The following is a 7,827-nucleotide window of genomic DNA, read 5'->3' as shown; positions in this document are numbered from 1 at the left end:
GGGCATGCGCGGGAGGAGGCTGCCGGTTGCGGCGGGTCCCTCAGGTCGCTACGCAAAAAAGCGAAGCGGGGAACCGAAACGAGACCCGTCAGCTCGCGGAGTGATCAACCGAAGCGGAGAACAGAACGGGCCTCGCCGGATCGCGACGTGATCAATCGACACGGAGACCGCGACAAGGCCCATCGGGGTGCGACGCGACCAGGCGATCACGACCGCCGCCGCCCCACCGGCTCTCGCCAGCGCAGCCACAGCATCACGCAAGCGGCGCCGAGTGCGAACACGCCCCAGAGGCCCACGGCCCCTTGGATCCAGCCCCACGCGCCGATGCACAGGGCCGCACTGGCCGACAGCGCCAGTGTGCCGGCCGCGCGCAGCAGGCGCCGCCGCCCTGGCGATGCCGGCCCGCCGACGACCGCGGCGTGGTGGCGGTCCATCGCCAGCGCAAGCGCGGCGAATCCGGCGGCTGCCAGCGACACGGCGAGAAGCTGGAGCAGCAGCCCGATCATGCGCCGGCGCCTTTCGTGCCGGCGGCGTCGCCGATGCGTGCGGTATTCGTCGCGTTCGCGCGACGGGGGGGCCGAGCCGGAGCACGCCGTGCGTGCCGCGCCACCGCCCAGGCGATCGACGCCAGCACCAGCCCGGTCGCGAACATGCCCGCATCCATCGCGGCCATTGCGACGTCGCCGGCCGCCAGGCTGTCGAACAGACCGCGCCGGGTCGCCGCCAGGTTGAACAGCGGCAGCGCGGCCCACAGCGCCGCGCCGGCCAGCAACTGCTCGCGCCAAGCCGCTCGCGGCAGGCGCACGAATGCATGCAGCAGGCACGCGAGCCAGATCAGGAAGAACACATGGACTTCCCACGCGGCGCGCGCGTCCATCGGCGATGGCAACAGCCGGTTGGCCCAGAAGAAACCCGCCATCGCCACCGGCAGACCGGCGACGACACCGATGTTGAGCTTCTCGACCAGCCGGAAGCCGAGATGCGGCTTGTCCGGATCGGGCAGCCGTGTGCGACGTTTGACCGTCCACAGGATCAAGCCGCTGGCGACCATCAGCGTGCCGGCCAGGCTCGACAGGAAGAACAGCCAGCGCATCGTCGTCGGTGCGAACCGCGCCGCGTGCAGGCCGATCAGCACGCCGCGGGTATCGCCGGCGGCGCCCAGCGACGGGGTGCGCCAGACGATCCGGCCGTCGTCGGCAGCGAAGGCGATCGCATCAGGGGCATGATTGATCCGGCTGTCCAGGTGACGGGTCGCGATCACCCGCGACGCGCCGTCGCCCGGCAGGTCGATCCGCAGCTGGCCGACGCGGCCGCCGTCCCAGTCCGCTCCGGCACGCGCGAGCATGGCGTCCAGGTCGCCCAGGGGAATGTCGGTTCCGCTGCGCGCCACGGCCGGGGTGTCCGGAAACAGGTCGGCATAGAACGCCGCCTGGTTCGGATAGTTGGCAGTGACGCCGGCCGACATGTACAGCGTCATCAGGGTGACCAACCCGGTGTAGGTGATCATCAGGTGGAACGGCAGCGACAGCACCGCCAGCGCGTTGTGGCCGTCGAGCCAGCTGCGCTGACCCTTGCCGCGGCGGAAGGTGAAGAAGTCGCTGAAGATCTTCTTGTGGGTGATCACACCGGTGACGATGGCCACCAGCATGAACATCGCGCACGCCCCGGCGAGCCAGCGGCCCCAGCGCACCGGGATGTAGTGCATGTCGAAATGCAGGCGATAGAAGAAGTCGCCGCCGAGGGTCTCGCGCACGGGCACCGCGGTGCCGCTGGCGTCCAGCCAGGTGCGCGTGGCCCAGGCGTCCCAGTACGAGGCGCCGGGCATCTGCCAGAACACCAGGGTGCCGGGCGCGCGCGGGCCGGGCAACTGGATGGTCCACGTGTCGGCGCCTTCGACATGGGTGTCCAGCCATTGCACGGCCTGCCGTGCCGCGACCGTGGTCTCTGCCGGCGCATCGAGCTCGGGCAGGGTCCAGCGGGTGATCTCCTCGCGCCAGTAAGCGCTGGTGCCGGTCAGGAACATCGCGTAGAGGACCCAGCCCACCAGCAAGCCGGTCCAGGTGTGCAACCAGGCCTGGGATTGCCGGAAGCCGCCGCTCATACGGTTGGGCCCACGATCGCCAACGCCGCAGACGCCGGCGCGGCGATCGCACCGAGACAGAGACCCGCGCGGCCGCCGTCGCGGACAGCGAAGGTCGCCACCACCCCGCAAGCGAACAGCACGAAGGACAGCAGGGTGGCGACCAGGGTGGTCGTGAGGGCGCTGCCGGGCAGCGTGCGGGCCAGGAGAGCGGTCAGCAGCCAGGTTGCGGCATAGTTGCCGGGACCGGCGACCAGGATGCGCATGGCGACATCGAGTCGGTGATCCGACGATGGAGCGGGACGTACGCTGACCCGGCGGGATGGCGAGAGAGGAGCGGGCACGTGCAAGCCTGCGAGAGGAAGTCGCCAAGCTTAACAAATAAGAATCATTTGCATTAGCGTTCTCGCGACATCTAATGCTATCGGGTGAGCGCGTTCCAGGCGTTCATCTGGCAGGCTGCCGGGATGAAGACCCCCAATCCCCAGAGCCTTCCGGTATCCCCGTCCCCAGGCGCGCCCGCTCCGCGCAAGAAGCCGCTATGGCATCACCTGTATTTCTGGGTGCTGCTCGGTATCGCCGCCGGTATCGTGATCGGCCTGGCCGCGCCTGAGACAGGTGCGCAGATGAAATGGCTGGCGGATCTGTTCATCAAGCTGGTCAAGGTGGTCATCGCGCCCACGATCTTCGCGACCGTGGCCGTCGGTATCGCCGGGCTCGGCAATCTCGCTAAGGCCGGCGGCCTGGCGCTCAAGACCGTCATCTACTTCAACGTCACCACCGTCTTCGCACTGGGTATCGGTCTGATCGTGGTGAACCTGCTGGGGCCGGGGCGTGGGCTCGGGCTCGACCTCGCCACCTTCGACGCCTCGGCGGCGGACAACACCATCCGCAGTGCCGGTGCCGCCGCGGGCGACGGCCTGACCGGATTCATCCTGCATCTGGTGCCGGATTCCTTCCTGGGTGCCTTCGTCGACGGCCAGCTGATCCAGGTGCTGGTGATGGCGATTCTGGTCGCCTGTGCGATCTCGATGCTCGGGGAGCGCGGCAAGCCCGCGGTCGCCGCGCTCGACACCCTCGCCCAGGTCATGTTCGGCGTGATCAAGATCGTGATGTGGTTCGCGCCGATCGGTGCGATGGGCGGCATGGCGTTCACCATCGGCGAGTACGGCGGCGCGATCCTCGGCTCGCTCGGTTATTTCATGCTGAGCTTCTGGCTGACCTGCCTGCTGTTCCTGTTCCTGGTGCTGGGGCCGATCTGCTGGTGGTCCGGCTTCAGCCTGCTCAAGTACATCCGCATGATCCGCGACGAACTGCTGATCGTGCTCGGCACCTCGTCGTCGGAGACCGTGCTGCCGCGGATGCTCAACAAGCTCGAGCGCGCCGGCGTGCCGAAGTCCGTGGTCGGTCTGACCATCCCGACCGGTTATTCGTTCAACCTCGACGGCACCGCGATCTACATGTCGATGGGCGCGATCTTCATCGCCCAGGCCTTCGGCATCGAAGTGCCGCTCAGCACCCAGATCGCGCTGCTGGTGTTCATGCTGATCTCGTCCAACGGTGCGGCCGGCGTGTCCGGCGCCGGCCTGGTGACGCTGGCGGCTTCGCTGGCGGCGTTCGACAGCGTGATCCCGCTGGCGGGTATCGCGCTGATCGTCGGTATCGACCGTTTCATGTCGGAAGGCCGTGCGCTGACCAACCTGACCGGCAACGGCATCGGCACCTTGGTCATCGCGCGCTGGACCGGTCAGCTCGACCGCGAGCGTCTGAAGGAAGTGCTCGACAATCCCGCGCTGGTCGACCCTGAGGCCAGCAAGTCGGCCGAGGCCGATGCGCAGCTCGACACGGTGACCGCCGACCCGGTGGATCAGACCCAGCCGGTGAGGTAATACAGCGCGATCACCGCGAACACCACCGCGGTACTGATCAGGGTGATCGCGAAGATGTCGCCGTAGGACTGGCGATGGGTGAGGCCGGTGACCGCCAGGAGGGTGATCACCGCGCCGTTGTGGGGCAGGGTGTCCATGCCTCCAGATGCCATGGCCGCCACCCGGTGGAGCACGTCCATCGGGATCCCCGCGGCCTGGGCATTGGCGATGAAGCTGTCCGCCATCGCCGCCAGGGCGATGCTCATGCCGCCCGATGCCGAGCCGGTGATGCCGGCCAGGGCGGTGACCGTGATCGCCTCGTTGACCAGCGGATCCGGAATCGCATTGAGCGTGTTGGCGACCAGCAGGAAGCCGGGCAGCGCGGCGATGACGGCGCCAAAGCCGTATTCCGAGGCGGTGTTCATCGATGCCAGCAGCGCGCCGCCGATCGCGGTGCGGCTGCCCTCGGCGAAGCTGCGCGTCACCGGTCGCCAGGCCAGTGCGACGACCGCGAGAATGCCCACCAGCAGGGCGCCCTGCACGGCCCAGATGGCGGCCACCCGCGGCACCTCCTGCACGATCGGCGCGGCATCGCCCATCACTGCCGGAACGAAGCTGTGGGTCTGGCCGTACAGCATGGGAATGGCCAGGGTGAGCAGCTTGTTTGAAATGCCGACCAGCAGCAGCGGCAGCAGCGCGATCAGGGGATGGGCGAGGGTGTCGCCTGCGAACGGCTCGGGTTCGTTGCGCAATCCGGTGCCGTAGCCTTCCCCTGCGGCCAGCGCCGTGCGTCGGCGCCACTCCAGGTAGGTCATGCCCAGCGCGAAGATCATCACCGAACCGACCGTGCCCAGCACCGGCGCGGCCCACGAGTCGGTGCCGAAGAACGCGGTCGGGATGATGTTCTGGATCTGCGGTGTGCCCGGCAGCGCCATCATGGTGAAGGTGAACGCACCCAGCGCGACGGTGCCGGGGATCAGGCGCTTGGGGATGTCGCTCTGCCGGAACAGCTCGGCGGCGAACGGATACACCGCGAACACCACCACGAACAGCGACACGCCACCGTAAGTGAGCAGCGCGCAGACGGTCACGATGGACAGCATGGCCCGTTGCGGCCCGAACAGGCGGATGGTGGCGGCGACGATCGACTTCGAGAATCCCGAGATTTCGATGAGCTTCCCGAACACCGCACCGAGCAGGAACACCGGGAAGTAGAGCTTGAGGAAGTTCACCATGCTGTCCATGAACAACCCGGTGAACATCGGGGCCACCAGGCTGGGATCGGTGAAGAACACGGCGCCCATCGCCGCGATCGGCGCGAACAGGATCACGCTGTGCCCGCGATAGGCGACCAGCATCAGGAAGCTCAGCGCGGCGAGCACGATCAACAGGGACATCGGGGATCCATCCGGTCGGTTTTCGGCAGCCGCCAGTGTCGTCAGCGGGCCGTGCCGGCCCCATTGTCCGAAGGTACAAGTGTTGCTCCGTGAGGCGCTGACTAGGCTTGCCGCCATGGTCCGGGAGACCGGGCGTCGCCCGGCGCGCCCGGGATGAGCACGACACCCGTGGGAGGGGGACACATGAACTACAGCACGCTTGGCCTGGCCATCGCGTTCGGTCTGTCGACGTTCGCGGCGCAGGCGCAGCAACAGACACCCGCGACGCCGGTCGCGGACGCGCCGGCGGCGGGCGCCGCGCGCGATGCCACCACGCTCGACGGCATCACCGTCACCGCGCGCCGCCGCACCGAATCGCTGCAGGACGTGCCGGTCGCGGTCAGCGCCTTCGGCGAGGAGCAATTGCGCGATCTGCAGGCCAGCAACATCGATGGCCTGCAGGGAGCGGTGCCCAACATGAACATCGTGCAGGGCCGCGGGTCGGCCAACAGCGTGAATGTATTCATCCGCGGCATCGGCCAGCCCGATGCGCTGCAGACGTTCGACCCCGGTGTCGGCATGTACGTCGACGACATCTACTATTCGCGCATCAACGGCGCGCTGTTCTCGCTGTTCGACGTGCAACAGGTGGAGGTGCTGCGCGGGCCGCAGGGCACCCTGTACGGCAAGAACTCCACCGGTGGCGCGATCAAGGTCACCACCAAGAACCCGTTCGACGACACCGGCGGTGCGGTCGAGCTGACCGCCGGCGACCATGGGCGGGCCGAGGGGCGCTTCTACGTGTCCGGGCAGCTCAGCGACACGGTGGCCGCCAGTGTGGCGGGTGCCTGGCTGACCCACGACGGCTTCGTCCGCGACCGCGACACCGGCCGCGACTACAACGACGACGACACCCGTGCGCTGCGGGCCAAGGTGGCCTTCGAACCCGGCGAGACCTTCCGGGCCACGCTGTCGTTCGATCACACCCGCCAGGACGCGTCGCTGTCGCTGGGCCGTCCGACCGCGCCGCTGGTGCAGACCGACCTCCTGCTCGGACCGGTGCTGCTGTTGCCGGCACCGGACGGCGAATTCGATTTCACCGCACGGACCTCGCTCGGCCCCGGGCAGGGGCAGCGGCTCGAGCATTCCGGCGCCTCGCTGTCCATGGAGTGGGATCTGTCGCCGACCTGGACCATGCGCAGCATCACCGGCTATCGCCAGCTCGAAACACGCTCGTTCATCGACATCGATGCGTCCGAGTTCGAGCTCGGCGATGTGCTGGTCGCGCTCGATCAGGACCAGGTGAGCCAGGAGTTCCAGTGGCTGTTCGACAACGGCTCGAACCTGCAGGCCACCTTCGGCGCGTACTACATGCGCGAGAACGTGCCGTCCTATCAGGAGGCCTACGCCGACGACCTGTTCGCCAATGGCGGCGTGCCGGTGAGCTTCTTGCGCACCATCGCGGACGATCTCACCACCGAGAGCGTCGCGGTGTTCGCACACAGCAACTGGGAGTTCGTGCCGACCTGGACCCTGGCCGCCGGCCTGCGCTGGACTCGCGACCGCAAGGAGTACGAGCGCAGCACCAGTACGTTCTGGGATTCGGAGTCGTTGTTCGCCGGTGCGCTGCCGTTTCCGGTGCTCAACGAGACCGTCGGCTTCGCCGCTCGCAAGAGCTGGACCGCGTTCACGCCCTCGGTCAGCCTGCAGAAGCACTTCAGCGACAACCTGATGGGGTATGTATCGGCCAATCGCGGCTTCAAGTCGGGTGGCTTCAACGGCCGCGCCAATTCCAGCGCCGAAGCGTCGGCGCCGGATTTCGATCCCGAATTCGTGTGGACCTACGAGCTCGGCCTGAAGGGGAGCTCGTCGGACAACCGCCTGCGCGGCAGCGCCACTGCGTTCTGGAGCGACTACAGCGATTTCCAGGCGCGCGTGTCGCAGGACGTGGGCACATTCCCGGTGCTCAATGCCGCCGAGCTGGAGATCAAGGGCATCGAGTTCGAAGGCGCCGCGGTGCTGGGCACCGGTACTACGCTCAGCGGCCAGCTCGGCTACCTGGATGCGCAGTACAAGCGATTCGACGATTTCCGCCTCGATCCCGATTACCCGGGCTTCGACCCCACGGTCAACCACGACCACGTGCCGTTCTCGCCGGAATGGACCGCGCGCGTGGCCCTGCAGCAGGCCATCGGCCTCAACAACGGCAGCACCCTGACCCTGGGTGGCGATGTGTCCTACCGCAGCCGTACCTGGTTGTCGGTGGATAACCGCGCCAACCTGAGCCAGGACGCCTACACGCTGGTCGGCCTGTTCGGGATCTGGGATTCGCCGCAGTTCGTCTGGCAGGTGCGTAGCGGCGTACGCAATCTCACCGACCGTACCTACATGGTGGAAGGCCAGGAGTTCGCCAGCGTCGGCAACATCCAGACCGCGTACTACGGCTGGCCGCGCGACTGGTATGTATCGGTGCGCTACAACTTCTTCTAGCGCCGGTGGGCGC

Annotated in this window: 6 protein-coding genes; 2 read left to right on the top strand and 4 right to left on the bottom strand. The window is 67.7% G+C overall.

Going from position 1 to position 7,827, the window contains the following annotated elements; genetic code table 11:
- Nucleotides 1-206: 206 nt before the first annotated feature.
- The 3 genes from RG19_RS08510 to RG19_RS08500 are packed head-to-tail and all read right to left on the bottom strand — an operon-like array spanning nucleotide 207 to nucleotide 2,346.
- On the bottom strand, nucleotides 207-506 hold the full coding sequence (locus RG19_RS08510; protein WP_058834900.1) for a DUF3325 domain-containing protein: 300 nt from the start codon (nucleotides 504-506) through the stop codon (nucleotides 207-209).
- On the bottom strand, nucleotides 503-2,101 hold the full coding sequence (locus RG19_RS08505) for a PepSY-associated TM helix domain-containing protein (protein WP_058834899.1): 1,599 nt from the start codon (nucleotides 2,099-2,101) through the stop codon (nucleotides 503-505). Before RG19_RS08505 ends, RG19_RS08510 begins: the two co-directional genes overlap by 4 nt.
- Nucleotides 2,098-2,346, bottom strand: coding sequence for a hypothetical protein (locus tag RG19_RS08500; protein WP_058834898.1), 249 nt, complete (start codon nucleotides 2,344-2,346; stop codon nucleotides 2,098-2,100). Before RG19_RS08500 ends, RG19_RS08505 begins: the two co-directional genes overlap by 4 nt.
- Nucleotides 2,347-2,547: 201 nt before the next feature.
- Between RG19_RS08500 and dctA the strand changes: the two genes are divergently transcribed.
- Nucleotides 2,548-3,969: a C4-dicarboxylate transporter DctA gene (dctA, locus tag RG19_RS08495; RefSeq protein ID WP_058836507.1), complete on the top strand. Its 1,422-nt coding sequence runs from the start codon at nucleotides 2,548-2,550 to the stop codon at nucleotides 3,967-3,969.
- On the opposite strand, the gene RG19_RS08490 is transcribed toward dctA, so the two are convergent.
- A complete protein-coding gene (locus RG19_RS08490; protein ID WP_058834897.1) occupies nucleotides 3,948-5,345 on the bottom strand; it encodes a GntP family permease in 1,398 nt (465 codons plus the stop codon). The two genes, dctA and RG19_RS08490, sit on opposite strands and share 22 nt — an antisense overlap.
- 183 nt (nucleotides 5,346-5,528) lie before the next feature.
- Here RG19_RS08490 and RG19_RS08485 point away from each other — a divergent pair, with 183 nt between their 5' ends.
- Nucleotides 5,529-7,814 (top strand): TonB-dependent receptor, encoded by a 2,286-nt coding sequence (locus RG19_RS08485; protein WP_238376611.1) that lies wholly within the window; start codon nucleotides 5,529-5,531, stop codon nucleotides 7,812-7,814.
- The last annotated feature ends 13 nt before the right edge of the window (nucleotides 7,815-7,827 follow it).

It is taken from the genome of Luteimonas abyssi, from assembly GCF_001482195.1.
Lineage (GTDB): Bacteria > Pseudomonadota > Gammaproteobacteria > Xanthomonadales > Xanthomonadaceae > Luteimonas > Luteimonas abyssi.
Note: the sequence above shows the minus strand (reverse complement) of the source record. Positions and strands in the feature narration are given on the sequence as shown.

Coding starts and splice junctions, on each gene's coding strand:
- RG19_RS08510 (WP_058834900.1), bottom strand. CDS start 506: ATGATCGGGCTGCTGCTCCAGCTTCTCGCCGTGTCGCTGGCAGCCGCC.
- RG19_RS08505 (WP_058834899.1), bottom strand. CDS start 2,101: ATGAGCGGCGGCTTCCGGCAATCCCAGGCCTGGTTGCACACCTGGACC.
- RG19_RS08500 (WP_058834898.1), bottom strand. CDS start 2,346: ATGCGCATCCTGGTCGCCGGTCCCGGCAACTATGCCGCAACCTGGCTG.
- dctA (WP_058836507.1), top strand. CDS start 2,548: ATGAAGACCCCCAATCCCCAGAGCCTTCCGGTATCCCCGTCCCCAGGC.
- RG19_RS08490 (WP_058834897.1), bottom strand. CDS start 5,345: ATGTCCCTGTTGATCGTGCTCGCCGCGCTGAGCTTCCTGATGCTGGTC.
- RG19_RS08485 (WP_238376611.1), top strand. CDS start 5,529: ATGAACTACAGCACGCTTGGCCTGGCCATCGCGTTCGGTCTGTCGACG.